Source organism: Arthrobacter sp. StoSoilB19 (assembly GCF_019977275.1).
Classification (GTDB): domain Bacteria; phylum Actinomycetota; class Actinomycetes; order Actinomycetales; family Micrococcaceae; genus Arthrobacter.
The window spans coordinates 195,098-221,043 of the sequence record NZ_AP024650.1 but is presented as its reverse complement, the minus strand read 5'-3'; the positions used below and the strand labels follow the sequence as shown (position 1 = coordinate 221,043).

The following is a 25,946-nucleotide window of genomic DNA, read 5'->3' as shown; positions in this document are numbered from 1 at the left end:
AAAAGGAATGTGCGTGTCGACAAGGCGTACGACGGCGGCACGGGGCTGGCACGCTCGCGGCACCTTGGCTGCGGCTGACGTTGGGGTACGGGCAGGAGCCTGGGGGCAGGGCTGGTCGGCAGGTCTGATTGTCAGTGCCTCGCTGGATGATGTTTCCATGGGAATCGGCACGGGTGTTGGGGTGGTTTTGGAGGGTGTTTCTGCCTCTGTTGCTGCCCTCGGTGCGCTGGACCGTGAGGATCATTTCCTTGCCGCCGGGTCCGGTGTTGGCGCTGACGTGGATGTGCTGCAGCGGCGGTACGAGCTCCGGCTGGAACGGCTGGAGGCAGTCTCCCGGGTCGAGGCTCAGCTCGCCGCGGTGAAAGCCCTGGACGCGGCAGAAGCGGTCGAAATCCAGCAGGCACTGCTTGCCCCCGACGCCCCCGTGGATGAGCGCATGTTTTCGGAGATGTCAACGGTGGAGGAGATCGCCGGTGTCCTGACCGTCAGTTCCGCGGCCGCAGGCGGGTTGGTGGAACAGTCCCGCCGGGTGTGTTCCCTGCCGCCGCTCCTGGGCGCCCTGTCAGCCGGTGACCTGTCGTGGCAGCATGCCAGGATTGTCGCCGATGAAACCGAGGGGCTCACCCCTGACGGGGCTGCTGCCTTGGTGGCGCACTTCTTCGACCCCGACGCCCCCAACCCCGCCCGCGGCGCCGCGCCCGGTGAACTCGTCCCCGCCCGGTTCCGCGCGAAGGTCCGCGCCTGGCGGGAACGCCACCACCCCGAAACCCTCGAAAAACGCCACGCCAAAGGCGTCGCGGACCGGCGGATGGAATACACCCCGGACCGCGACGGCATGGCCTGGCTCTCGCTCTACCTCCCCGGCGACACCGCCTGCGCCATCTGGAACCGCACCACCGCCACCGCCCGCGGCCTCCAAGGCCCTAACGAGCCCCGCACCCTCACCCAACTCCGCCCCGACATCGCAGCAGCACTCCTCCTCGGCACCGGAACCACCACGGCCACGGGTGAGGCTGCTCCGGGTGGGGCTGCACGGGCTACAGGTGATACGGCGGCCGCAGGCAGCGTTTCCGGCACAGGGAGCACTGGTGATGTTGGCAAGGTTCCCACCCCGCGGGCCGATGTCCTGGTCACCGTGCCGGTGTTCGCGCTGCTCGGGCTGACCGATGAGCCGGCGGCGCTGAACGGCATGGGCCCGATCCCGGCGTCGATGGCGCGGAGGCTTGTCGCGGACGGGGCGGAGTCGTTTTACCGGGTCCTGGTCGACCCCCGCGACGGGGCACCCCTGGAGATCGGACGCACCCGCTACCGGCTACCCGAAACCATCAAACAATGGATCCGCATGCGGGACGGAAAATGCACCTTCCCCGGCTGCAGCAACCACACCCCCGACAACCACACCGACCACCTCAACGCCTGGGAACACGGCGGCAGAACAGCCGTCCGGAACCTGGCGCAGCTTTGCCCCAAACATCACCGTTTGAAGCACGCCCGCACCTGGAACCCGGATCCCGCGACGGAACACGGACCACCCGGCTGGACCTCACCCACAGGCCGCCACTACAACCCCGAACACCAAGACCCCGAACCAACCCACTGGCCACAATGGCCCATGCCCGCTGCTGCAAACCAGGGTGGAGATCCCGGCCCGGAGCACCCACAGTGGGAACCAGACGACGACACCTTCATAGACCTCAACGACCTGTCACCGGAAGACCCCCTCTGGGCAGACTTCTACACCACGCCATTCGCGCCCTTTCCGGACCGCGTTGGCGCCGGGCAGTATTAACTGTGGCGCCGGAGCAATGCATCGCGTCGTACCTTATGCCTCGCCTCGGACGCCTATCTGGCATCGGGCGCTATGCCCGGTGGTGCTCGATGAGCCAGCGCGCCATCTGTTGGGCGCGCTGGGCGGCCTGGAGGTCACCCTCGGTGGCTGAAGTTATGGAGCCCTTCATCAGGATGTGCCAGGAACGCGAAAATTCCTCCGGTCGGGCCAAACCGGCTTCCTCCGCCAGCCCCCGGACGTGCCCGCGGACCTTCGCCAGGTAGTCGATGCTCGCCTGGCCCAGAGGGTGGGAGGGCCCCATCTCCAGCAGGACATTGATAAAGGCACTGCCTTCGAAATCGTCCTGCTGGAACCAGTCGCCCAGGACGTCGAAGATCGCCAATAGTTGCTCCACGGGAGTGCTTCCCTTGCTGCGGGCCTTGGAAATGATGCTGTCCTCCGTCCACTGCTTATCCCGCCGCTCCAGGAAAGCCAGGACCAGCGAATCCTTGGATGGGAAATGCCGGTAGAAAGTCGCCTTCGCTACACCCGAACGCTCGATGAGCTCGTTGACGCCCACAGCCCGGATCCCCCGGCGCGAGAAGAGCTCGTACGCCACGGACAGGATCCGTTCCTCCGGGCTCGACTGGCCGCTCGGTGAAGCCGGCGCCGCTGGGGGTGGCACTGGCGATTCCGGCCCTGACGATGCTGGGGACGATGAATTTTCGGGCTCCGGATTCGTCACGTCCATGGGGTAATTCTGTCATGAGACAGACTTGTCTTCCCCGTTGTAGTGTTTGTCCTACGTGCAGTGCATTCGAACGTCGCGGTGGTTCCCCGGCCACTGCAGCTTGATGCAAGGAGGCCACTATGACCGTAGAGCGGTCGGTCCAAGGCGTGCCGTCGGCTCCCGAGCCGTGGATCCCCAGTGATACTCCTGTGGAGATCCGCCAGTTCGCCATCGAATCCCTGCGCTGGCAGGCGCAGGAGATTATCGACGAACAGCTTTCCAGCACGGATCCGGCCGAAGAACTCTCCAGGGCACGGCTTCGACAGTTCGTTGCACGCAATCCCGGCCGTCCGGAAAAAGCACTCCTGGAACAGCTGATGGCCAGCGAGGACGGGCTTGCCCCTTAACCCGCCATCCTCGTTCCCGGCGCTTCAGCCCGGCTGGAGGCCAGTGAAACAAGAAGTCAGGAACTGAGCGGCATATTGTCGATCAGCCGCACCGGGCCAACCTTGGCGGCGATGAGCGCCAGGGCCTCACCCCGGAAGGGAGTCTCGCGGCAGTTCTCGGCCAACGGTTCAAGGGTTCCCGGATCCACTACCTCGAAGTAGTCCAGTTCCACCAGTGGCTGGGACCTCACAAGCGCCAGCGCGGAGTCCAGGTCCAGCGGCTCATGCGCGTTTGCCCGCTCCTCCAGCAGCCGCAGGGCCCTGGACAGAACAAGCGCGGCCTCCCGCTCGGCGTCGGACAGGAAGCGGTTGCGGCTGGACAACGCCAAGCCGTCCTCCGCCCTGACCGTGGGCACGCCGACGATCTCGACCGGAAAGTTCAGGTCGGCAGCCATCCGCCGGACCAGGGCCAGCTGTTGTGCGTCCTTCTGCCCAAAGTAGGCCCGGTACGCCGGCAGGCCGCCTGCTTGTGAAGCCCCGTCAGTGGAACCGGAAGGAAGGCCCGCTGCCGGCATTCCGTAGTGCAGCAGTTTTGCCACAACGGTCAGGGCGCCGTCGAAGTGTCCGGGCCGGGAAGCGCCCTCCCACTTCTCCCCCAGGCGGCCGGAGGTAATCCGGACCAACGGCTCCCCACCGGGGTAAACCTCCTCCACGGACGGCGCGAACACCAGGTCAACACCCTGTTCCTCCAGCAGCGCAAGGTCGGCGTCCAGCGTCCTGGGATAGCGGTCCAGGTCCACAGCGTCGCCGAACTGCAGGGGGTTGACGAAGATGCTGGCCACCACAACGTCATTGTGCTCGACGGCGGTGCGCGCCAGAGCGGCATGGCCTTCGTGGAGTGCGCCCATGGTGGGCACCAGGCCCTGCGAGGTCCCGCGCCTGGCGCCAAGGAGCCTGGCGCTTTCCGCGTGCAGTTCGTGAACGGTTTTGACGAGTTGAATGGACATTCAGTCCTCCTTTGGATCGAGGGCCTCGTGCAGCCCCTTCAGCTGGTCAGGTTTCAGCAGTCCACGTCCTTCTGCCCTGAGGGCAGTGGCCCGCGCCATCGCAAGGTAGGCCTCAAGCACATCACCGTGCCCGCCGCCATCGAACTCCCGCAAAGCCTCCGCATGGGCACGGACCGTCCCCACGTCCCCGCGGGCCACCGGGCCGGTCAGCGCAGACTCCCCTGAGGCCAGCGCGTTTTCCAGCGTGGCCCTCAGCAGCGGACCAAGCATGCGTTCGGGCGCCTCCACGCCAACCTCCCGCAGGAGCTGCGACGCCTGCGCCACCAGGGTCACCAAATGGTTGGAGCCGTGCGCCAGGGCAGCGTGGTAAAGCGTCCGGTCCGCCTCGGCGATTGCAACCGGTTCCGCCCCCATCTCCACTACCAGCGCCTGGGCGATGGGCAGCATGGCGGCATCGGCCGTCACCCCGAAGGTGCAGTCCAGCAGCCGGGTGAGGTCCAGGCTCATTCCGGTGAAAGTCATGGCCGGGTGCAGCGCCAATGGAATGGCACCGGCGGCGCGGACGGGATGCAGCACGCCGACGCCGAACCGACCGGAAGTGTGTGCCACAAGCTGGCCGGGCTGCCATGCCCCAAGCTTCGCCAGGCCCTCCACCAGGCCCGGGAGGGCGTCATCCGGCACTGCCAGCAACACCAGTTCCGCGCGCTCAACGATGTCCTGCACTTCCAGGATGGGCACGCCGGGCAGCAGCGCTTCAGCCCGTTCCCGGCTTGCGTCGGACACCGCCGACACCCCGACGACGGCGTGCTCGGCTGCGCGCAAAGCCGCGCCAAGCACGGCTCCCACCTTGCCGGCACCGATGATTCCGACGCCGAGGCGTCCGGGCTTAGCCATGCTGCTGGCCTTCCTGTTGGTGGTGGGTGCGGGTTTCGCCGGCCACCGCCTGGGACATCGGCGCGGCAGGGGTCGGCCCGGCAGGCAATTGCACGCCCAATTGCATGCCACCCGGCAGCGTGGGCGCAACTGCCGGAACAACCTGCAGCAACCATTGTTCGGTGGTTTGCCGCTTCCGGGCCAGCCGTGCGCGTGCTGACTGGTCGTCGAAGAGTTGCCTGGCTTCGTCCAGCCCGGCCTGCCTCAGGCGCGGCACAACCGGCCCGGCGGTTGTATGCAGGACCAGGTCCGCCACCCGGAACCGGCGGGCCAGGGGCCCCTGGTGCAGGGCCAGAGACTGGGTCCGCTGATGGGGAACCAGCACCAGCTCACGCCACCACCGCCCGGAACGGATCAGGAGGGCAGTGTCCGTTGACGTGAACCCGTTCCGGCGCCACGCGAGGGGCGCCAGCAGCCGGGCCCGGCGCGGCGTGGTGACGAATCCGCCGTCGGAATCCCTGCCTGCAAGCCCGGCGGTGAACACCAGCTCCGGCCGGTCCGTCCCGGGGTCCGGCAGGACCAGCGACAGCATTGCCATGACGTCGGCAAGCTTGCCGACGGGCAGGAGGATGGTCCTGGTGTTGCCCTCGACGGCGTTGCCGGAAACCCCGTAGCCGGCCGCATTCACCTGCATCCGATACCAGCCGAACGGCCGCCACAGCGGAGGCTGGGCGATTTTCACCGCCTGGATCCGGCCGGGCGGAAGCGTCTGCGCCTGGGTGTCCAGCAGCCCGTACCGCAGCCGGATGCCGTCGGGCGAAACCGCTGCGGTGAAGTTGAATCCCTTGTTGAAATAGTTCCAGTAGCCGGCGGCAAGGCCCAGGGCCGCCGGCACCAGGTAGAAGTAGAACGCGCGGTTGTCCGTCAGTGCCGACAGAACCACCGACGCAATGCCGCCCACCACAATGAAGACGCTTTGCTCGCTGAGGATCAGCGATCCGAGAAGGCGCGACGGCGGCACGGCGAGGACAGTGATTTCCGGCGCCTCGGGTGCGGGTTGGGGAAAGCGTCCCGGCCCCGCAGAATCCCCGGAAAAACCATCCGGGGCGGAACCGGCGCCGGCACCGGTATGGGAACCGGCGCCGGAGACTGCTCCGGAAGCCTGCGCCAGGATGGTGGCACGAAGCTGGCGGGCGTCATCGATCTTCAGGTAGGCCAGCCGCACCGCTGATTCGCCGGCGTCGGCCACCTCGAATTTGAGTTCGGCCAGTCCGAAGATCCGGGCCAGCAGGGGCTGCACGATGTCAATGGCCTGCACCCGGTCCAGCCGTGCCTGCCGGTGCTGGCGGAAGATGAGCCCGCTGTTGACCCGGACGTAGCCACCGGATACCTGGTACTTGGTGAAGTACCAGGTAAGCACGAATCCCAGCACCGCCACGGCCAGCACCACGGCCCCGCCGCCCAGCAGCCATGGGGCGCGCCTGGCGAACCCCTCCTCGAACACGGGCTGGCCCTGCAGTGTCCGCTCGAAGAGGTCCCGGCCGAAGAAGAACGTGATGGCTGCCAGGGCAACCCAGCCGCGGACGAACGGCGAGGCGGGATGTACACGCAGCCATTCGCCGTCGGGCGTTCCGTTGGTTTGCGGCCCGGCCGCAGCAGGCGGAACCGCTGCCTGCCCGGGCAGCTGGCCGTCAGTGGTCACAGCCCTGCCAGCCTGGCTTCGCCGCGGGCGGCCAGCTGTTCCCGGAGCCGTGCGCCCTCCGCTGCCGGCAGGCCGGGGATGCGTGCGTTCGTTCCGGGTGACGCGGTGTGCAGCTTCACGGTGCACAGGCCCAGCGCGCGTTCCACGGGTCCGACGCCGATGTCCACGTACTGCATGCGGCCGTAGGGGACGGCCATGGTGCGCTGGAAGAAGATCCCGCCCCGGATCAGCAGGTCCTCGTCGCGCTCGGCGTAGCCGATGGCCCTGACCTGCCGCGGAATGAGCACCAGCCGCCACAGGGCAGCCAGGAGCGTGGCGGACGGAACAGTGATGGCGAGCCACAGCGGCGGCCACCGCCACCAGCCCAGGAGGACAAACAGCAGCGGAGCGGCCAGGACCACTACGGTGACAAGGTTGGCCACAGCCCATTCCACCAGGCGGACTGTGATGTATTTCGGTGAAACCCGCTGCCAGGCGATACCCGGCGGGTCAATCGCCTCGGTATGCATATTCGCCTTCCCCGGCGGCTTCCCCGCGGGCAGGGCGGCCCTTCTTCCCGTCGAGGCTGTTGGCGTCGCCGTCCTCCGGGGGGATCTTGCAGAAGCGCTCCACGAGGAGCCCCACCACGATCATCACCAGGCCGCCGCCGGCCATGGCCAGGGCCAGCCAGGTGATGCCCTGGTCGCTGCGCAGGCTCCAGATCCGCAGCTGGTCCAGGAAGATGCCCACGTGCCAGCCCAGGAGCACCGTTCCAGCGTAGGCGCAGGCCTGTGCCAGAATCAGCGTCCGCGCGGCCAGAAGGGGGTCCAGCTGAGTCTTCGTGGCCGTGCTGTTGGGCTTGAGGCTGTTGCGCCACCGCAGCACCCGGATACCCAGAATCAGCGTGATGGCAACGATGACGCCCATGGTGGCCAGCGCTGTGGCGGGCAGGACAGGCGTGGCCATGCTGTACCGGCTGGTGACTACCGTGGCTGACCAGCCCGCCACGGCGAGGATCACGCAGATCAGCAGGAGGCGCAGCGGGTTGATCGGCTTCATCGCTCCTCCACCGCTCCCGCCGTGGGCATGCCGTCAAAGTCGCCGAACCCGTCGAACGGCGACAGGTCCTTGAAATCCTCTGCCCGGGCTGCCAGGGCGCTGATCCGTTCGCCGTCCAGCGTGGCGGCTGGTTCGATAAGCGACCAGGGGTAGAGGACGAAAGCCCGCGACGCGGCACGCGGGTGCGGCAGGGTCAGCGCGGGATCATCGCTGCGGTGGTCGCCGTAGGTGATGATGTCGACGTCGAGCGTCCGCGGGCCCCAGTGGACCTCGCGGACGCGGTGGTGCTTGTTCTCCACCGCCTGGCAGTGTTCCAGCAGTTCCTGGGGGCTCAGGCTGGTTTCCACCGTGATGACCATGTTCAGGAAGTCCGGCTGCCCGGCCGGGCCGCCCACGGCTTTGGTCTGGACTATGGGTGAAACGGCAAGGAGCCGGACCTCCGGCGGATCCACCAGGTCCCCCACAGCCTCGGTCAAGGTCTCGTTCCGTTCACCGAGGTTGCTGCCCAGGGCCAGCACGGCCTTGGTATAGGTCCCGTTCACGTCTGCACCCCGGAGCCGTCATGGCCAGCGGGGACCAGTGCCCGGTGGACGGTGACAGCCACGTCCCCGAAAGGAACCGCGATGGGAGCCTGTGGCTTGTGCACGGTGATGTCCACGGCCTGGAGCTTGAATTCGGACAGGAGGCTGTCGGCGATCCGCACTGCGAGTGCCTCGATGAGGTTGAGTGGTTCGCCGGTGATCCAGTCGGTGATACGCTGCGCCACCTCGCCGTAGTGCGCGGTGTCCCGCACATCGTCGGACTTTGCCGCTTCGGTGAAGTCCAGGTGGAGCACTGCGTCCACCACGAAAGGCTGGCCCTCCCGGCGTTCGAAATCAAAGACACCGTGATGGCCGACGGCGGTCACTCCGGTCAGCGTAATCCTGTCCATGGGTCCCCCGGCCCTATTGGTTTTTGGGTACGGCTTGTGCCGCGGATGCTGCGGCCATGCGTGCAGCCACCTTGACGGCGTCAAGGCTGGACCCCACCTCGTGCACACGGACGGCCCAAGCCCCGCGGTAGGCGCTGATGGCTGTGATCGCCGCTGTGGCCCCGTCCCGTTCCTCCGGGGCGGCGGACTTGCCGGCCACCGTCAGCAGGGTGCCGAGGAAGCGCTTGCGGGAAGCGCCCACCAGGACCTTGTGGCCCAGGCTGTCCAGCTGGTCCAGGTTCTGCAGCAGCTCCCAGTTCTGGGCGTCATTCTTGGCGAACCCCAGGCCGGGGTCGATGATGATCTGTTCCTGGCTGACACCGGCGGCGTAGAGCTTGTCGCGGACTCCTGCCAGCTCGGCCACCACTTCACCGGCAACGTCCGTGTACTCGGCGAGGGAGTTCATGGTGCGGGCGTCCCCACGGCGGTGGGTGAGGACGTACGGCACCTTGGAGGCCGCCACGAACTCGGCCATTTCGGGCTCGATGCTCAGGCCGGAGATGTCGTTGATGATGGCTGCGCCGGCTTTTACCGCCGCTGCCGCCGTCGAGGCATGCGTTGTGTCGATGCTGACCAGTGCGCCGGCCTTCACCAGGGCCTCGATCACCGGCAGGACGCGGCGCTGTTCTTCTTCCGGGCTGACGTCGTCAGCGCCGGGCCGGGTGGATTCGCCGCCGACGTCGATGATGTCCGCACCCGCGTAAAACATCCGCAGGCCAGCGGCGATGGCGGTGTCCGCCGTGGCGTGCTTCCCGCCGTCGCTGAAGGAATCGGGGGTGACGTTGAGGATTCCCATGACCAGGGTGCGGTCGGTGGGCAGGCCTTCGAAGCGCGCGGCCGGGCGGGGCTTGCGCAGGATGGGCAGCGGGGAGGTTGCGGGCCCCGTTCCAGGGGCTGCAGCGAGTGAATCCATGGTCTGTAGTTACCTTCCGAGGATGAGGCTCATGGCTTCGGCACGGGTGGCCGGGTCATGAAGCTGCCCGCGGACCGCACTGGTGACGGTCTTCGCTCCGGGCTTGCGGATACCGCGCATCGACATGCACATGTGTTCGCATTCAACGACCACGATGGCGCCACGGGGCTTGAGGTAGCGGACCATCGCTTCGACGATTTCAGTGGTGAGGCGCTCCTGCACCTGCGGGCGGCGGGCGTAGATGTCCACCAGGCGGGCCAGCTTGCTCAGCCCGGTGACCTTGCCGTCGTGGGACGGAATGTACCCCACGTGGGCCACCCCGTGGAACGGCACCAGGTGGTGCTCGCAGGTGGAGTAGAACGGGATGTCCTTGACCAGGACCAGTTCCTCATGGTCCAGGTCGAAGGTGGTGGACAGCACGTCAGCAGGATCGTGGTGCAGTCCCGCGAAGACCTCGGCGTACGCCTTCGCAACCCGCTTCGGGGTGTCGCGCAGGCCGCCGCGGTCCGGGTCCTCGCCAATGGCAAGGAGGATCTCGCGGACGGCCGCCTCGATCCTCGGCCGGTCCACCTTTTCGCGTTTCGAATGGTGGGATCCGTCCTCCGCCAGGTGTACGGCGGAGGCGGGAACGTCGTCGTCGTCGAAAGAAGTCACAGGGAAAGCTTAGCCGCGAAGGGTGTCAGGCCCCGAGTCGGAGGTGCCTCCGTGAAACGGAGCGTCCTCCGGAACGCCCTGCGAGTGCGGCGGCTGGGCGTCCAAAGGCTCGTCCAGCCGGGCCTTCTTTGCCTCTTCCTGCGCCTCGCGTTCCGCCCTTTCCTGGCGGGACTCCACGGGGCCTGCCATCTGGACAGGACGGGTTTCCTTGGACAGCCACACTTCGCGGAAGTCGCGCTTGCGCACGTCGCGGAAGATGTCGGCAATCTCGGACTGGTTGAGGGTTTCGCGCTCCAGCAGCTCAAGGGCCAGGATGTCCAGGATGTCGCGGTTCTCGGTAAGGATCTCGTAAGCCTCGTCGTGGGCCTGCTCGATCAGCCGGCGCACTTCCTCGTCCACCACGTAGGCGATCTGGTCCGAGTAGTTGCGCTCGTGGCCGGCGTCGCGGCCCAGGAAGGGTTCGCCGCCGCCCTGGCCCAGGCGGACAGCGCCGACGCGTTCGCTCATGCCGTACTCGGTGACCATCTTGCGGGCGGTGCCGGTGGCCTTCTCGATGTCGTTGGAGGCGCCGGTGGAGGGGTCGTGGAACACGATCTCCTCGGCAACGCGCCCGCCCATGGCGTAGGCCATCTGGTCGAGGAGTTCGTTGCGGGTGATGGAGTATTTGTCGTTTTCGGGGACCACCATGGTGTAGCCCAGGGCCCGGCCGCGCGGAAGGATGGTGATCTTGGTAACCGGAGCCGAGTTCCGCAGGGCTGCCGCCACCAGGGCGTGGCCGCCTTCGTGGTAGGCGGTGATCTTGCGCTCGTGTTCCTTCATGACGCGGCTGCGCTTCTGCGGGCCGGCCATGACTCGGTCAATGGCCTCGTCCAGGGCGCGGTCGTCAATCAGGTTGGCGTTGGAGCGCGCGGTGAGCAGTGCGGCCTCGTTGAGGACGTTGGCGAGGTCTGCGCCGGTGTAGCCGGGCGTCTTCTTCGCCACACCCTTCAGGTCGACGCCGGGCGCCATCGGTTTGCCCTTGGCGTGCACCTGCAGGATCTGGTCGCGGCCAATGAGGTCCGGCGCCTCCACCGAAACCTGGCGGTCGAAACGGCCGGGGCGCAGCAGTGCCGGGTCCAGGACGTCGGGCCGGTTGGTGGCGGCGATGAGGATCACGTTGGTTTTGACGTCGAAGCCGTCCATCTCCACCAGCAACTGGTTGAGGGTCTGCTCGCGTTCGTCGTTGCCGCCGCCGATGCCTGCACCGCGGTGGCGGCCAACGGCGTCGATCTCGTCCACGAAGATGATGGCGGGCGAGTTGGCCTTGGCCTGTTCAAAGAGGTCGCGGACGCGGGATGCGCCGACGCCGACGAACATTTCCACGAAGTCCGAGCCCGAGATGGAGAAGAAGGGGACGCCGGCCTCACCGGCCACTGCGCGGGCCAGCAGCGTCTTGCCGGTGCCGGGCGGGCCGTACAGCAGCACGCCCTTGGGGATCTTGGCGCCAACGGCCTGGAACTTGGCAGGCTCCTGCAGGAATTCCTTGATCTCCTGCAGTTCCTCGACGGCCTCGTCCGCGCCTGCGACGTCGGCGAAGGTCACCTGCGGCATGTCCTTGCTGACCATCTTGGCCTTGGACTTGCCGAACTGCATGATCTTGGAGCCGCCGCCCTGCATCCGGGTCATCAGGAACCAGAAGAGGGCACCCAGCAGGATGACGGGGATCAGGAGGGAGAGCAGGCCGGAGAACCAGTTGCTTTCAATCGGCTGGTCGGTGAAGCCCTGGGCCGGCTTGGCGTCGGTGACAGCCTTCACCACGTCCTGTGCGCGGGCGTCAACGAAGAAGAACTGGACGCTCTTGCCTTTGTCCTGCCCGTCCACCTGCAGGTTGTCCTTCAGCGTGAGGTCAACGCGGTTCTCGCCGTCGAAGATCTTGGCCTGCTCCACCTTGTTGCCGGAGAGCAGTTCCAGGCCCTTGTCCGTATCGATGCGGGCGGCACCGCCGGGGGCGAGCGTTGCAAAGGCCACCAGGAGCAGACCGACCACAACGACGATCCAGATGCCCGGGCCTTTGAAGAAGTTCTTAGCTTTCATCTGTTCGGGGGCTGGCCCCGTCCCTTCCGGTAGTGCTTCACGGCGAGTAGTCTGCGCGCGTGATGGTGCTGCGTCAGCTTCTAGCTATACACCGTCCGGAGTACATCACGCATAGCGAAAAGCAAAAGTTCCCTGTGGGCGTAGCAGTGCCGGGACAGCCCAGGAGTTGCCCACATGGCGCGGTTTTACCGGAGTACGGCGGCGGAGTGTGCGGCGCCGCTTACTCGTAGACGTGCGGGGCCAGGGTGCCCACGAAGTCAAGGTTGCGGTACTTTTCGGCGTAGTCCAGGCCGTAACCCACCACGAACTCGTTGGGGATGTCATAACCGACGTACTTGACGTCGATTTCCACCTTGGCGGCTGTGGGTTTGCGGAACGCCGTGCAGATCTCCACGGACGCGGTGCCGCGGGACTCCAGATTGGTCTTGAGCCAGGACAGGGTGAGGCCGGAGTCGATGATGTCCTCGACGATCAGCACGTCCTTGCCCATCAGGTCGGTGTCCAGATCCTTCAGGATGCGTACCACGCCGGAGGACTGGGTGCCCGAACCGTAGGAGGACACTGCCATCCAGTCCATGGAGATGTGGCTGTGGAGTGCGCGGGCAAGGTCAGCCATGACCATGACGGCGCCCTTGAGCACGCCCACCAGGAGGATCTCGCGCCCTTCGTAGTCCTTGTCGATCTGCGCAGCGAGCTCGGTGATCCGCTGCTGGATCTGCTCCTTGGTGTAGAGAACGTGCTTGAGATCTGCCTGGACGTCGTTTGAATCCACCAATGGCTCCTGTTTAGATGCGGGGTGCGACTATTTTGCGGGCGGTTTTTGGGACCGGAATACTAGCTTCCCACAGCGCGCCCGTTCGCGGGGAACAGAACCGGGGCCGCCCTGGGCACCCGGCACGCCGGCGTCCTTTGATCCCTCCAGCTGTGCCAGCGACAGCCGGTACACGCTGACGCCGCCGGGAAGCTCCACCGGACCCGCCGAACCCTGGCGCCGCAGCAGCGCTTCCGCCGCCAAAAGGCGCTGGTAGCTGGGCTGCTGGCCGCCGACGTCGGCCGCTGCCTTGGCGATCACGCGGAACCTGATGGCCGGGGCCAGGGCACGCAACGCCTCCTCGGGCAGCGCCAGTGCGCCGCCGTCCCGCTCCACCAGGGAGGCGAAGGTGCTTTCCGCCACAGCCTCCAGGTAGTCGGCGTCAAGCTGCAGGATGGCGGCGGTCCGGGCCAGGGATTCGGCAACCCCGGGGCCCAGGTTCTCCTCGAGGTGCGGAAGGACCTCCACGCGGGTCCGGGAGCGTGCAAAGGCGGGATCGGCGTTGGTGGGATCGTGCCAGGGATCCAGGTCCTCCACCGCGCAGATCTCCTCGGTGTCCGCCCTGCGCAGGCCGAGGAACGGGCGCAGCAGGACACTGTTTCCGGCGCCTGCCCGGGACGGCCGCATGCCCGCGAGCGAGCGGGAGCCGGAGCCCCGGGCCAGGCCCAGCAGTACCTGCTCCGCCTGGTCGTCGAGCGTGTGGCCCAGCAGGATGGCGCCGGCGCCCTGTCCCGCCGCGGCGGCTTCGAGCGCGGCGTGCCGGGCTTCGCGTGCGGCGGCCTCTGGGCCCATACCGGCACCAGCCACCGTGACCGTGCGGATCTCAACCGGTGAAAGGCCCAGCTCCTCCAGGGTCTTGGCGGTGCGCGCGGCAATGTCGCCGGACCCCTCCTGCAGCTGGTGGTCCACCACCACGGCTCCCACGGTCAGCGGGCGTCCGTCCACATGCCCGCGCCGGGCAAAATACGCAGCGACGGCGGCCAGCGCCAGGGAATCGGGGCCTCCGCTGCACGCCACGACGACGTGGCCGGGATATCCGGCATCGGCGAGCGCGTTTTGCAGCATCCTGCGCGCAGTCCCGACGACGGGCGCGAGCCTTCCGGGCCGGCGCCGTCCGCTGCGTGGCCCGGCGGTGCCGGCAGGCCACTCAGTCCCGGGTACAGGTGTGTCCGTCAATCAGTGACCCATCCGCTCAAGCCACAGCTTGGCGTCGTGGATTTCGGGCTCGGTAGGCAGGTGGTCCACGGACTCCCAGACTTTGTTGAAGCCGTCCATTCCGGCCACGTCCACCACGGCCCGGACGAAGCGGGCGCCGTCGGAGTACTGGCGCATCTTGGCGTCCAGGCCCAGGAGGCTGCGGATGAACTTCTCGATCACGCCCCGGTCCTTGCCGCGGTCGTTGAACCGCTGCCGGATGGTCTTCACGGACGGGACGATGCTGGCGTCGACGGCGTCCATCACCACGTTGGCGTGCCCTTCGAGGAGGCTCATGACGGCGGTGAGGTGCGAGATGGCGGCCTTTTCCTCCGGATCCTGCAGCAGGTCCAGGATTGCGCCGCGGCCGGGAGTGTTTCCGGTGGCGGAGCGGTCCTTCAGGGAGCGGGCAGCAGCGGTGGCGCGCTCCATCAGGGTGTCGACGTTGCCCAGCAGGTGGCCGCTGAGTTCGTCGATTTGTTCCAGCATGTGGTGCCGCAGCCAGGGGGCGGCCGCAAACTGGACACGGTGGGTTTGCTCGTGCAGGCAGACCCAGAGCCGGAAGTCCTCGGGCGTGACGTTGAGTTCCCGTTCCACCGACACGATGTTGGGGGCCACCAGCAGGAGCCGGCCGGCCGCGGGAGCCGTGGAGTTTTCTGCCAGCGCCGCGAAGGGATCGTACTGGCCCAGGACCTTGCTGGACAGGAAGGCAAGCACGGCGCCCAACTGACCGCCGGTGATGGCGCCGCTGACCTGGGCGGCAGCGGGGCTGAGGCTTCCGCGGCGGCTGTCCAGCATCTTCTGCATTGCGGGTTTGAGCATCACCGCGAAACTCTGCGTGTTGGCTTTGGCCCAGGACGCTCGGTCCACCACCAGCACCGAGGAATCGCGAAGGTCGCGCGCCGCCTCCAGGCCGGTGATGTCGTGCACGTGCGGAACGGAAGCGTCCGCCAGCCGTCGAAGGCTGTCCACCGCTTCCCCGATGGCCTTTTCATCGAGCTCCGGCCCGGCGGGAGCCAGCCGCGCTGCGGCAGACGCAGCGAGGTCCCAGTTGATCAGGGACTGGGCTGTTGGGGACAACGTCGATGCGGATTCGCGCGCAGTGGACTCCATGGTTCCCATCAGAACACAGCAGGATGGGGATCGTCCTTAAGTTCGCTGACCGGCGAACTTGCACAGCCCCGGCACAGGAGGCCAGAAGCGCCGTCCCAGTCCAGGCCGGCACGTTGGAAGTGCAGGAAGAATCCCCCCTCATGGAGTACCAATGGCAGCCGTGCTAGCGGCAGCCGCAGCCTGCCAGCGCCGTGGCGGCCCGGTCCAGGGCTTCCTTGTTGCCGGCCGCGCCCGGGGTCAGGCCGTTGCCGATGAAGGAGAAGACCAGGAGCCGCCCGTCGGAGTCCACCACATATCCGCTCAGCGCCAGAACGGTGTTCAGTGTCCCGGTCTTGGCGCGAACCAGGCCGGCACCGCCGGACGTGGTGGCATCCCCGTAGCGGGTGTCCAGGGTTCCTGACAGGCCACCAACCGGAAAGCCGTCCAGGGCGGCCCGCAGCCTGGTGTCGGCGCCGGTGGTGATGGCCCGCACCACGTCAGTGAACTGGCGGGCCGCAACCTGGTTGCCCATGGCCAGCCCGCACACATCCACCAGCTTCACGGCGTCAGAGGGGATGCCCGCTGCCGCGAGTTCGGCCGCGACCACGGCCGTGGCACCGTCATTGCTTCCGGGCCGGCCGGTGGCCAACGCGGCCATCCGGCCCATGGTTTCGGCAAGGTAATTGTCAGATACCTGCAGCATCAGGTTCACCTGCTCAGCCACGGTGGCCGATTGGACGGCCGCCAGGGCTGGGGCGGCGGCTTGGGACGCGCCGGGTGAGCGTTCGACGCCGGCCGCCACGGTGAGGCCGGCCCCGGCACCTGCCGCACGGAGCCGGGCCGCGAACTCCTCCGCGGCGGTTATGGCGGAATCCTGGGGCCGGGGGCCGGTGGTGACGGCGGGGTCGAAGCGTGCAGAGTTGAGGGCCAGGGGGTACAGCGGCGCTATTTCGCCCGCCTCCACGTCGCCGCTCTGCCAGGCCGGATTCAACGCCGCGCCGGTGAAGAGGGAGTCATCCACCACTACCTTGATGTCTCCCGTGGTTCCGGCGGCCTGCAGGGCCTGCACCGTAAGGGCGGCAAGGGTGGCAAGGCCGGCGTGGCCCATAACCTGGTCCGGCTTCGACTCCCCGGCGGCCAGGAGGACGTCGCCGCCGCCCACCAGCACCACCTGCCCGGCGGCGGGGCCCGGCACCACCTTGGTGGCGAAGCGGTGGTCCGGCCCCAGGGTGCGCAGTGCGGCCACCGCCGTCAGCAGTTTAAGGTTCGACGCCGGCACCCGGCTTTCCGCGCCGCCCCGGTCAAAGAGGACCTGGCCCGTGAGCGCGTCCTGCACCATGCCGGTGAAGGTACCGCCGCCGTCGGCCTTCAATGCCGGGTCCACCTGGGCTGCCACCGCTGACGGAAGGGGCACTGGGGCGGACTGCTGAAGCGGGGCGAGCGCCTGCGGGGCGGACAGGGTGGCGGGGGCCTGCTGCCAGGCTGGAGGCGCCGGGGCGGGCTGGGGAGCCGCACCAAAGAACCCTGGGCCCAGGAATCCGGGGGCCACCAGCAGGGCTCCCGGGAGGGCGAGGACAAGCAGGATCAAGGCCGCCAGGGCCAGCGGCCAGGGCTTGCGCGGCCCTACCGCGGGGGTCCGGCCAGGGCTGCCGGGGCGCCCGGACCGGTGCGCGCGCAACGGTTCCTGGCCGGTTGTTTTGGTCATGCTGGTGCTGGTCCTCAAGTCCTGAAATTTCCCCACAAGTTCCTGATTCCAGGGCCTCTCGCTATATCCTCAATAGTAGTCGGCGGCACCGACACTCTTTTTTGTGGGCCCGTCAAGTGTGCCGCGCACCCCCTGCAATTGCCGAGGAGCATTCCATGAAGCACGACGTGACCATCGAGATCCCCAAGGGATCGCGCGTCAAGTACGAAGTTGACCACGAGACCGGCCGTGTCCGCCTGGACCGCGTCCTCTTCACCTCAATGCAGTACCCCACGCACTACGGGTACTTCGAAAACACCCTCGGCGAGGACGGCGACCCGCTGGACGCGCTGGTGCTCCTGCAGGACTTCGACCTGCACCCCGGCGTCATCGTCGAGTCCCGCCCCATCGGTGTCTTCAACATGACGGACGACGGCGGCGGGGACGCCAAGATCCTCTGCGTCCCCGTGGATGCCCGCTTTGACCACATCCAGGAAGTCAGCGACGTCAACGAATTCCTGATCAAGGAGATCGAGCACTTCTTCACCCGCTACAAGGACCTGGAGCCCGGCAAGTGGGTCAAGGCCGAGGGCTGGGGCGACCGCGCCGCGGCCGAAGCCGAGCTGGAAGCCTCCATCAAGCGTTACGTGCCCGCGTCGCACTAGTTCCACCGGCGCACTGGTTCCACCGGCCACCGCCTTAGGGCGGCCAGGCCCTGAATCCCCGTCTGCCGGACAAGTCCCCGCTTCATGCAAGGGGGATAGGTCCGGGAGGCGGGGATTTGTCGTTGTCCCCACAAAGGTAAATCTGTGGAATCGTGGGGCTGTGAGTTCTGAGCCAGCACTGACTTCCCAGCTCTTGTTCCATCCGCCCTGCGGCCCTGTCGCCGGCTGGCGGGACGGCGAGGTTATCCGCGCCACAGGGATCCCGTACGCCGAGGCCGCCCGGTTCCAGCCGCCCGTGCAGGTCCCGGACTGGACCTCCGAGCTGTCCGCCACGTCCCTCTCCCCTGCCTGCCCCCAGGCGCCCGTGCCGTTCCTCGACGACGTCCTGGGCACCAGATACGGGGAGCTTCCGGGGAGCGAGGACTGCCAGAACCTTTCCATCACCATGCCCGGCGACGTCAGGCCGGACGAAAAACTGCCCGTCATGGTCTGGATCCACGGCGGCTCCTACACCACCGGCTCCGGGGACCTGGCCATCTTCGACCCCGCCCGGCTGGTGGCCGAGAACCGCGTCATCGTGGTCTCCGTGACGTACCGGCTGGGGCTGTTCGGGTTCCTGGCCACACCCGCGGGACGTCCCGGCAACCTGGGGCTCCTGGACCAATTGGAGGCATTCCGGTGGGTGCAGCGGAATATCCAGGCCTTTGGCGGCGACCCCCGCCGGGTCACCGCATTCGGCCAGTCCGCCGGTGGTGACGCGATCGCCCACCTGATGGCCACACCCGAGGCGCCCACCCTCTTCCAGCGCGCCATCATCCAAAGTGCACCGCTGGGCATCACCCGCGGGCGGGCCAAAATGAACCACGCCATGGGCATTGCCGCCGAATCGGTCACCGAACAGACACCGGCCATGGACGTGGTGGCGGTCGAGGAACAGGTCACCCAGGTGGCCAAAAAGTTCGGCATGCTGGCCGCCATGCCCTTTGGCACACAGTACGCGCACGATCCACTCCCGGAGGAAGCCGGGATCGAAGCGGCGTGGGACCGGACGGCGCCCGGCATCGAGGTGCTGATCGGCCATACCTCGGAGGAGGCCCGCCTGTTCCTTCCCCGCAGCCCTCGACTGATGCGGCTGGCCGGTATCCCCTTGGTGGGTCAGCACGCCGTGCGTGCCATCGACTGGGTGGTCACCGAAACCGTGTACGGCCGGGCAACGCGCCGGTTCGCCCGGCGCCACGCCAAAGCGGGCGGAAAAGCCCACCGGTACCTCCTGACCTGGCATGCCCCCGGCAACATCTTTGGCGCGGCCCACACCGTGGACCTGCCCCTGCTGCTCGGCACCAGGGAAACATGGGACGGGGTGGGACTGATCGCCGGCGCCCGCTGGGAGGACGTGGAGGCGGCTGGCCGGAAGGTGCGGGCCCTGTGGGCCGGTTTCGCCCGCGGCGCCGACCTTGGGAAGTCCGGCGGCATCACCGGAGTCCTGCAGTATCAGGCAGCCTGAGAGCGTGAAAACGCTGGGCGTGGACCTGGCGGCGGCCACCAGGAAGACCGCCGTCGCGGTGATCGAGTGGGAGCCAGATACGGCCCGGCTCACCCACCTGGCCCTGGACGTGGACGACCAGGACATCGTGGAGCTGTTCGGCTCCTGCGAGATGACCGGCGTCGACTGTCCGGTGGGCTGGCCCGACGCGCTGATCCCGTTCCTTACCGGCCACCTGAACTTCGACGCCGATCCCGTCCTCGAGTACGACGGAATTGCCGGCCGGAGGCTGCTCGCCTACCGGGACACCGACCGCTTCGTCACGCGCGAAACCGGGCTGATCCCGCTCAGCGTCTCCGCCGACCGGCTGGCCCATCCTGCCATGCGCTGCGCCGTGATCCAGGCAAAGATCGCCGCCCTGCACGGCCCACAGGCGCGTGACGGCTCAGGACGCCTGGCCGAGGTCTACCCGGCAGCATCCCTGAAGATCTGGGGCCTGAACGGGCGCGGCTACAAGGGCCGGGGCGTCCCGGAAGCCGAACGCCTCGGCCTCCTGCTGGCGGCCCTCGAAGAGCAGGCGCCATGGCTGGACCTGGGCGGGCACCGGGGCACGCTGGCCGGCTCGGACGATCTCTTCGACGCCGTCGTCGCTTCCCTGACCGCCCGGGCCGCCGCCCGTCGTCGTACGCTCTTGCCGGACGGTTCCCATGCGCAGGCAGCGCGCAGCGAGGGCTGGATCCACCTGCCCTCCTGCACGCTGGACGAACTCCGTAACTAGGTGGGGGTCAGCCGCCCAGCTTCCAGTTCCGGATCTCCTCCGGGTCCTCGCCGTGGGTGCGGGTGTGCTCGCGCGCCCGGTTGCGGCGGTCCTGCAGGTCCTGGCGCAGGAGCGAGTGCTTCTCAGCCAGGCCGGGTACCCGGTCGATCGCGTCGATAGCCAGGGTGAACCGGTCGATTCCGTTGAGCATGGCCATGTCGAACGGTGTGGTGGTGGTCCCCTCTTCTTTATAGCCGTGCACGTGGAGGCCCTGCTGGTTGGTCCGCCGGTAGGCCAGCCGGTGGATCAGCGCCGGGTAGCCGTGGTACGCGAAGATGACCGGCTTGTCGGCGGTGAAAATCCCGTCGAAGTCATGGCCGGGGAGGCCGTGTGGGTGCTCGCTGTCGTCCTGCAGCCGCATCAGGTCCACCACGTTCACCACCCGCACCTTGAGTCCGGGCGCGCCCTTCCGGAGCAGTTCGGCGGCCGCCACGGTCTCCACGGTGGGGACGTCACCGGCGCAGGCCAGGACGACGTCGGGCTCCTCGCCGGGCACCTCGGAACCGGCAAACGTCCAGATCCCCAGGCCGCGGCGGCAATGGTTGGCGGCATCGGCCGGACCGAGCCAGGTGGGTGAGGGCTGCTTCCCACTCACCACGATGTTCACGTAGTCCGTGGAGGCCAGGCAGTGCTCCATGACGGAGAGCAGGGTGTTGGTGTCCGGCGGCAGGTAGACCCGGATGACCTCGGCCTTCTTGTTCACGGCGTGGTCGATGAAGCCGGGGTCCTGGTGCGAGAAGCCGTTGTGGTCCTGCTGCCACACGTGCGACGACAGCAGGTAGTTCAGGGATGGCACCGGCTGGCGCCAATGCAGTTTCCGGGAGACCTTCAGCCATTTGGCGTGCTGGTTGAACATGGAGTCGACAATGTGGACGAAGGCCTCGTAGCAGTTGAAGACGCCGTGCCGGCCGGTGAGGAGATACCCCTCCAGCCAGCCCTGGCACAGGTGCTCGCTCAGCACCTCCAGGACCCGGCCGGAGCGCGCAAGGTGCTCGTCGACATCGTCGATCCTGTACTGCCACACCTTGTCGGTGACCTCATAGACGTTCTGCAGCCGGTTGGAGGCCGTCTCGTCCGGGCCGAACAGCCGGAAGTTATCCATGTTCTGCGCAATCACGTCCCGCATCCAGGATCCGAGCGTAACCATGGGGCTGACCCGCTCGGTGCCCGGGCTGGGAACCTCCACGGCGTGGTCGCGGTAGGCGGGCAGCTTCAGCGCGCGCCTCAACAATCCGCCGTTGGCATGCGGTGTAGCACTCATGCGGAAGTCGCCCGTGGGCGCACCTTCGGCGACGTCGGGCCGGAGCCGGCCGTCGCCGTCGAACAGTTCCGCCGGCCGGTAGGACTGCAGCCACTCCTCCAGCTGCTTCAGGTGCTCGCCGTTGGTGCGGACCTCGGACAGCGGCACCTGGTGGGCCCGCCAGGTGCCTTCCACCTGCAGCCCGTCAACCATGCGGGGTCCGGTCCAGCCCTTGGGCGAGCGCAGCACGATCAGGGGCCAGCGGTGTCCGCCCTCCCCCGCCTCTTCACCGGAAGCGTCCTGCCGGTGGGCATCCTGGATGGCCTTGATATCCGCCAGGCACCGGTCCAGGACGCCGGCGAAATCGCGGTGCGCCTTTTCGGTGTCGTCCGGGTCCGCCACCGTGACGAAGTACGGTTGGTGCCCGTATCCGCGCAGCAGCTGCTCCAGCTGGTCCTGGGGCATCCGGGCCAGGATGGTGGGGTTGGCGATCTTGTAGCCGTTCAGGTGCAGGATGGGCAGGACGGCACCATCCACGGCGGGATCAAGGAAGTTGTGGGAGTGCCAGCTGGCGGCCAGCGGACCGGTTTCCGCCTCGCCGTCGCCAATCACCACGGCGGTCACCAGCTGCGGGTTGTCGAACACCGATCCGTACGCGTGGGCCAGGGAGTACCCCAGCTCCCCGCCTTCGCTGATGGAGCCGGGGGTTTCCGGGGCCGCGTGGCTGGGGATTCCGCCGGGGTAGGAGAACTGCCGGAAGAGTTCGGCCAGGCCTGCCTCGTCATTGCCCACGTGGGCATAGATTTCGGAGTAGGTCCCCTCCATCCAGGCATTGGCGACGACGGCGGGACCGCCATGGCCGGGACCGGCGACGAAGAGCATCTCCAGGGAGTCGCGGCGGATCACGCGGTTCAGGTGGGCGTAGACGAAGTTGAGTCCGGGGGTGGTGCCCCAGTGCCCCAGCAGGCGGGACTTGGTGTCCTCTGCCTGCAGCGGTTCCCGCAGCAGGGGGTTGGACCGGAGGTAGATCTGCCCCACCGAAAGATAGTTGGCGGCACGCCACCATTTGTCGACGAGGCCCAGGTCTTCCTGCCCCGGCCCCTCCTGCCGTGCGCCGCCCTGCTGCACGTCGTCCTGCTGCATCTCATCCTGCCCAGTGCTGCCGGCCATAACCATCCTCACGTCGGGTGTGCCGCTGCAGGCGGCCGTTCCCCCATGGCAACAGATGGAGGGGCAGGCAGGCAAGCCCCGCCGTCGGGCTTTCCGCTCTTGCCACCCCGCGCCAGCCGGCATGGGCTCGCCCGGGCCGGGAAAATCTCCTGCCCCAACCGGCAACCGGGCCCTGCAATCGGCCGTTCCGTAGTTCCTACTTCCGGGTAGTGTGGATCCAGAAATGTTCACGTTGACCATCAATCAGACGGACAGCCGGCGCGACGGCGACCAGGTGCCGCAGCTGCTCAAGGCGCTGCGGCACATCCCTGCGCGCCTGGACTTCGACCGGTCGGTGGAGGACGAAGTCCAGGGAATCGTCGACTGCCCGCACCAGGCCGTGGATGCCGCACTGATCGCACTTCGCAGCGGGCACTGGTACGTGGGGATCGGCGCGGGGCCGGTAAATGAGCCGCTGCCCAACCAGATCAAGGACGCCTCCGGCCACGGTCTGGTGTACGCGCGCCGGGCCGTGGACAGGCTCCGCAGCAGCAAGGAGCGGATCCCGGTGGCGGTGGAAGGACCGCTGGCCGATGTCGCCCACGACGCCGAGGCCATCCTCAGGCTGCTGGGCCATATCGTGCGTGACCGTTCCGATGCTGAATGGCGGGTGCTGGACCTGCTGACCCCCGGGGTCCGGGGGCAGCAAAAAGCCGTGGCGCAGGAACTGGGCATCACCACCCAGGCCGTCAGTAAGGCGGTGGCCCGGGCGCAGTGGAACGAGGAGCACGGCGCCCGGCCCGCAGCTGCCAGGTTGCTGGCACTGATCCTCGAAGCCCGGTAGCCAGCTGACTGTCCTGCCAGCTCTCTTTAGTTACCTTCAGGGCCGGCCTAGTTGCCGGCGGCTGCCATCACGGGCTCGCCGTTGAAGTACTCCAGTTTCCAGCCGTCCACCGCGTGGTGGTGCGCCAGGTTCAGCACCGCGTTGTCCACGCTCGCCAGGGTCTGGCCAATCGCCCGGCTGAGGCTCACGCGCAGCAGGGTGCCGTGGGTGACCACCAGCAGCCGCTGGCCGCGGAACTCCTCCGCCAGCGCCTCAAGTGCGGCAAGGCCGCGGACGGCGGCCTCGTCTTCACTTTCCGCGCCCTTGAAGCCGCCCGGAATGCGCAGCGCGTCCAGCTCGGGTCCGGCCTGCATCCCTTCGGCCGGGCCGAAACTGCGCTCGGTGAGTTCCGGAACGCGCCGGGAAACCGCCAGCCCGAGCCCTTCGGCAATCAGGTCTGCGGTTTCCGCGGCACGGCTGAGGGGCGACGAAACGATTGCGTCCCATTCGTACGGGGCAAGGACGGCGACGGCGTCCCTCGCCTGGCCGCGTCCGACGTCGTTCAAGGGGATGTCGGTGGCTCCCTGCAACCGGCGCTCGGCATTCCAGTCGGTCTGGCCATGGCGGACGAGGGCGAACGTCGTAAGGGTCATGCTTCTATTCTGCCTTGACCCAGGACGCGGTCCGGAATCGGGACGGACGGAAGTACCCCGGCCTAGAGGAGGCTGCGCAGCACGTGGGCGGCGCCGTCGTCGTGCACTGAATGGGTGACCTCATCAGCGGCGGCCACCACCTCCGCCGGAGCCTGGCCCATGGCTACACCCCGGCCAGCCCAGGTGAGCATCTCGATGTCGTTCCGGCCGTCACCGACGGCGACGGTGAGGTGCTCTTCAAAACCAAGGCGGACCCGAAGGTTTTCCAGGGCGCTGGCCTTGGTCACCCCTGCGGCAGCGATATCCAGCCACGCAGTCCATCCCACCGAATAGGTCACTCCCGCCAGGCCCACGTGGTTGATGGCCTCGTTGAACTCCTCCGGCGTGTTTTCGGTGCTGAAGACCACCACGCGGACGGCGGTGGCTTCCAGCATGGTGTGGAAGTCCACGCCCACGGCCTCCACCCCGAAGCTGGCGTCCTGGAACCGCTCGGTGGAGAGGAAATTGCCGTCGGCATCCTCGAGTGCGTACTTGGCGGACGGGAGGCGCTCCCGGAGCGCACGCAGGGCCGGAGCGGGATCGAACGTGGCCTTGTGGATCACTTCGTAGCCGTTTTCGAGTTCCGGGTGGAGCCGGAGCGTTACGCCGCCGTTGCAGCAGACGGCGTATCCGCGCTCGATTCCGATCTTCTCGATGATGGGAAGGGTGGCGTTCAGGGAGCGGCCGGTGGCGATCATCACCTCATGCCCCGCTGCAACCACGGCCTGGGCGGCTTCCCGCACACCTGGGGACATGTGGCCGTCGTGGTTCACCAGGGTGCCGTCCACGTCCAGGGCGACCATGAACTTCTGGTCCACAGCGGCGAAGCCGAGGGTGTTGGTGTTGTTGTTCGGATTGTTGTCTCGCCGGTCATCGTTGCCGGCGACTGAGGTTTCAGTCAGCGTTGTCATCCACATAGTGAACCAGACGTAACTGACACGCGCTAGGACGCAGGACACAGGTTTATTGAACTGTTGGTAAACACGGCGGATTCCCACATCCCGGCGATCCCTCGCGCAGCAGATCCCCCGGGGCGGACGAGTCCCCGCCAGTCAGGGACCGACAGTCCTCACCTCGTTCGCACATCCGTGCCTTCACGGTTCTGATTAGCGAACAAGCTTCTGATTCGCGGGCGAGGACGTGCCGCAGCCCGGGCGGAGTCCGGCTGCCAGGAGCGGGCGGAGTCCGGCTGCCAGGAGCTTGCACCGCAGCCGGCTGGGGTCCGTGAGGTCAGCCCATCGCCAGCGAACAAAGCCGTGGCCCAGCGCCCGGACCCGGTCCTCGCGGAGCTTCTCCCGATATACGGCCTCGTCAGCCGTCATCCCGTCACGCAGGGCGGCCTGGACGTACTTCCCCTTGCCATCGAACTCACCCACCACCCCCTGGGAAGGCCACCAGAAATCGCTCCTGCCGATGAAGCCCGTTGCCGTCCTTAAAGACGTGTTGAAGTTCGGGCTGTTCGAAACCAAGGAACTCAAAGATGGCCCGGCTGTACGACTCCCCAACGGACTCCGGCTGGGGGCTCGCCAGGGCAGCGACCCGCTCCGCGCGGCGCCGGGCAGCCGCAGACGGAAGAGCCGCTATGCCGGCGGCAATGCCCGGCACGGACAGAAGGCTGGCGCCAGGATCCACAACGCCGTCGGCCAGGAGTTTGCGGGCGGCCCCGTCTGCGAGTACCAGTGCCTGGCTCAGGTTCGTGGAGGAAATGACATCCACGGTGGTCTCCATGAGTCCTGTGCAGAGGAACTCCCCATGGCGGACAGGTTCCAGCACGCTCTTGAGCCGGTACCTAAGCGGATAGGAACGCGTGCGGCGCACGTCTTGGGCCGTTCCGTCCCCGCCCAGGACCAACAGCGGCGATTTCCTGATGCCGCTTCGGCCGGGCAAGGCAGTCGCCAACTCCACGCACGGTGGCGTTCCCAGCGTCGGCAGACCGCTCGCCACCGCTGCCGTTTGCCCGCACAAAACGGCACCTTTGACCGATCTGGCGAGTGACGTCGTCGTCCATGCGAAGCGCTGGGACGGCAGCGCGTTGAGCCAGTCCTCGGTGGAGACGTAGAAGCCGCGCCGAATCCGCACCAATTGCCCTGCCTTGAAGGCGCGGTGCACGCCGTCGGTGCCGGCGCCCGTGCGGAGAATGGCGGCAGTATCAATCAGTCCGGGCGGCATGTCCATTCCAACA

General features: G+C 67.5%; 26 protein-coding genes. 6 read left to right on the top strand and 20 right to left on the bottom strand.

Annotation, left to right across the window (positions count from 1 at the left end; all coding sequences use genetic code 11):
* Window positions 1–13: 13 nt before the first annotated feature.
* Window positions 14–1,789, top strand: coding sequence for a DUF222 domain-containing protein (locus LDO86_RS01070; RefSeq protein WP_346655921.1), 1,776 nt, complete (start codon window positions 14–16; stop codon window positions 1,787–1,789).
* A gap of 70 nt (window positions 1,790–1,859) precedes the next feature.
* Here the strand turns inward: LDO86_RS01070 and LDO86_RS01065 are convergent, their stop codons facing one another.
* Window positions 1,860–2,453 carry a TetR/AcrR family transcriptional regulator gene (locus LDO86_RS01065; RefSeq protein WP_026265928.1) on the bottom strand — a complete coding sequence of 198 codons (594 nt, stop codon included), beginning with the start codon at window positions 2,451–2,453 and terminating at the stop codon, window positions 1,860–1,862.
* 185 nt (window positions 2,454–2,638) lie between these two features.
* Here LDO86_RS01065 and LDO86_RS01060 point away from each other — a divergent pair, with 185 nt between their 5' ends.
* A complete protein-coding gene (locus LDO86_RS01060) occupies window positions 2,639–2,905 on the top strand; it encodes a hypothetical protein (RefSeq protein WP_018770249.1) in 267 nt (88 codons plus the stop codon).
* Window positions 2,906–2,961: 56 nt separating this feature from the next.
* Here LDO86_RS01060 and LDO86_RS01055 read toward each other — a convergent pair whose 3' ends face one another.
* The 14 genes from LDO86_RS01055 to dacB form a co-directional block, all read right to left on the bottom strand.
* Complete coding sequence (locus LDO86_RS01055) at window positions 2,962–3,891, bottom strand: pantoate--beta-alanine ligase (RefSeq protein WP_018770250.1); 930 nt, start codon at window positions 3,889–3,891, stop codon at window positions 2,962–2,964.
* Window positions 3,892–4,785: a DUF2520 domain-containing protein gene (locus LDO86_RS01050; RefSeq protein ID WP_018770251.1), complete on the bottom strand. Its 894-nt coding sequence runs from the start codon at window positions 4,783–4,785 to the stop codon at window positions 3,892–3,894.
* Window positions 4,778–6,448 carry a PH domain-containing protein gene (locus LDO86_RS01045; RefSeq protein WP_224084499.1) on the bottom strand — a complete coding sequence of 557 codons (1,671 nt, stop codon included), beginning with the start codon at window positions 6,446–6,448 and terminating at the stop codon, window positions 4,778–4,780. The genes LDO86_RS01050 and LDO86_RS01045 overlap by 8 nt, the downstream gene beginning before the upstream one ends.
* Before the next feature lie 14 nt (window positions 6,449–6,462).
* Window positions 6,463–6,975 carry a PH domain-containing protein gene (locus LDO86_RS01040; protein ID WP_018770253.1) on the bottom strand — a complete coding sequence of 171 codons (513 nt, stop codon included), beginning with the start codon at window positions 6,973–6,975 and terminating at the stop codon, window positions 6,463–6,465.
* Window positions 6,956–7,504, bottom strand: a complete 549-nt coding sequence (locus LDO86_RS01035; protein WP_134165310.1) for a DUF3180 domain-containing protein — start codon at window positions 7,502–7,504, stop codon at window positions 6,956–6,958. Before LDO86_RS01035 ends, LDO86_RS01040 begins: the two co-directional genes overlap by 20 nt.
* Window positions 7,501–8,046, bottom strand: a complete 546-nt coding sequence (folK, locus tag LDO86_RS01030) for a 2-amino-4-hydroxy-6-hydroxymethyldihydropteridine diphosphokinase (protein WP_144600989.1) — start codon at window positions 8,044–8,046, stop codon at window positions 7,501–7,503. The genes LDO86_RS01035 and folK overlap by 4 nt, the downstream gene beginning before the upstream one ends.
* Window positions 8,043–8,435, bottom strand: a complete 393-nt coding sequence (gene folB / locus LDO86_RS01025; RefSeq protein ID WP_224084210.1) for a dihydroneopterin aldolase — start codon at window positions 8,433–8,435, stop codon at window positions 8,043–8,045. The genes folK and folB overlap by 4 nt, the downstream gene beginning before the upstream one ends.
* Window positions 8,436–8,448: 13 nt before the next feature.
* The gene (gene folP, locus LDO86_RS01020) at window positions 8,449–9,387 is read right to left on the bottom strand and encodes a dihydropteroate synthase (protein ID WP_224084209.1); all 939 of its coding nucleotides are present in this window, start codon (window positions 9,385–9,387) and stop codon (window positions 8,449–8,451) included.
* Between the two features lie 9 nt (window positions 9,388–9,396).
* Window positions 9,397–10,041: a GTP cyclohydrolase I FolE gene (gene folE / locus LDO86_RS01015; protein WP_018770258.1), complete on the bottom strand. Its 645-nt coding sequence runs from the start codon at window positions 10,039–10,041 to the stop codon at window positions 9,397–9,399.
* Window positions 10,042–10,050: 9 nt separating this feature from the next.
* A complete protein-coding gene (ftsH, locus tag LDO86_RS01010; RefSeq protein ID WP_018770259.1) occupies window positions 10,051–12,114 on the bottom strand; it encodes an ATP-dependent zinc metalloprotease FtsH in 2,064 nt (687 codons plus the stop codon).
* 220 nt (window positions 12,115–12,334) lie between these two features.
* On the bottom strand, window positions 12,335–12,886 hold the full coding sequence (hpt, locus tag LDO86_RS01005; protein WP_018770260.1) for a hypoxanthine phosphoribosyltransferase: 552 nt from the start codon (window positions 12,884–12,886) through the stop codon (window positions 12,335–12,337).
* Between the two features lie 30 nt (window positions 12,887–12,916).
* Complete coding sequence (gene tilS, locus LDO86_RS01000) at window positions 12,917–13,990, bottom strand: tRNA lysidine(34) synthetase TilS (RefSeq protein ID WP_224084498.1); 1,074 nt, start codon at window positions 13,988–13,990, stop codon at window positions 12,917–12,919.
* Window positions 13,991–14,101: 111 nt separating this feature from the next.
* On the bottom strand, window positions 14,102–15,232 hold the full coding sequence (locus tag LDO86_RS00995; protein WP_224084497.1) for a zinc-dependent metalloprotease: 1,131 nt from the start codon (window positions 15,230–15,232) through the stop codon (window positions 14,102–14,104).
* A 163-nt stretch (window positions 15,233–15,395) separates the two neighbouring features.
* Window positions 15,396–16,916, bottom strand: a complete 1,521-nt coding sequence (dacB, locus tag LDO86_RS00990) for a D-alanyl-D-alanine carboxypeptidase/D-alanyl-D-alanine-endopeptidase (RefSeq protein ID WP_224084208.1) — start codon at window positions 16,914–16,916, stop codon at window positions 15,396–15,398.
* Between the two features lie 155 nt (window positions 16,917–17,071).
* On the opposite strand from dacB, the gene LDO86_RS00985 reads away from it, so the two are divergent.
* From LDO86_RS00985 to LDO86_RS00975, 3 genes are all read left to right on the top strand, one after another.
* Entirely contained in the window at window positions 17,072–17,560 is a 489-nt protein-coding gene (locus LDO86_RS00985) for an inorganic diphosphatase (RefSeq protein WP_018770264.1), read from the top strand.
* Window positions 17,561–17,720: 160 nt separating this feature from the next.
* Entirely contained in the window at window positions 17,721–19,064 is a 1,344-nt protein-coding gene (locus tag LDO86_RS00980) for a carboxylesterase family protein (protein WP_018770265.1), read from the top strand.
* Between the two features lie 4 nt (window positions 19,065–19,068).
* Complete coding sequence (locus tag LDO86_RS00975) at window positions 19,069–19,821, top strand: DUF429 domain-containing protein (protein ID WP_018770266.1); 753 nt, start codon at window positions 19,069–19,071, stop codon at window positions 19,819–19,821.
* 7 nt (window positions 19,822–19,828) lie between these two features.
* Here LDO86_RS00975 and LDO86_RS00970 read toward each other — a convergent pair whose 3' ends face one another.
* A complete protein-coding gene (locus tag LDO86_RS00970; protein ID WP_134165315.1) occupies window positions 19,829–22,270 on the bottom strand; it encodes a phosphoketolase family protein in 2,442 nt (813 codons plus the stop codon).
* A gap of 223 nt (window positions 22,271–22,493) precedes the next feature.
* On the opposite strand from LDO86_RS00970, the gene LDO86_RS00965 reads away from it, so the two are divergent.
* Window positions 22,494–23,093: a hypothetical protein gene (locus tag LDO86_RS00965; RefSeq protein WP_056388417.1), complete on the top strand. Its 600-nt coding sequence runs from the start codon at window positions 22,494–22,496 to the stop codon at window positions 23,091–23,093.
* A 47-nt stretch (window positions 23,094–23,140) separates the two neighbouring features.
* Here LDO86_RS00965 and LDO86_RS00960 read toward each other — a convergent pair whose 3' ends face one another.
* The 4 genes from LDO86_RS00960 to LDO86_RS00945 form a co-directional block, all read right to left on the bottom strand.
* Window positions 23,141–23,725 (bottom strand): histidine phosphatase family protein, encoded by a 585-nt coding sequence (locus tag LDO86_RS00960; RefSeq protein WP_224084207.1) that lies wholly within the window; start codon window positions 23,723–23,725, stop codon window positions 23,141–23,143.
* Between the two features lie 62 nt (window positions 23,726–23,787).
* Entirely contained in the window at window positions 23,788–24,675 is an 888-nt protein-coding gene (locus LDO86_RS00955; protein WP_224084206.1) for an HAD family hydrolase, read from the bottom strand.
* 195 nt (window positions 24,676–24,870) lie between these two features.
* Complete coding sequence (locus tag LDO86_RS00950) at window positions 24,871–25,140, bottom strand: hypothetical protein (protein ID WP_224084205.1); 270 nt, start codon at window positions 25,138–25,140, stop codon at window positions 24,871–24,873.
* Window positions 25,133–25,939, bottom strand: coding sequence for a type IV toxin-antitoxin system AbiEi family antitoxin domain-containing protein (locus LDO86_RS00945; RefSeq protein ID WP_223993381.1), 807 nt, complete (start codon window positions 25,937–25,939; stop codon window positions 25,133–25,135). Before LDO86_RS00945 ends, LDO86_RS00950 begins: the two co-directional genes overlap by 8 nt.
* Between the last annotated feature and the right edge of the window lie 7 nt (window positions 25,940–25,946).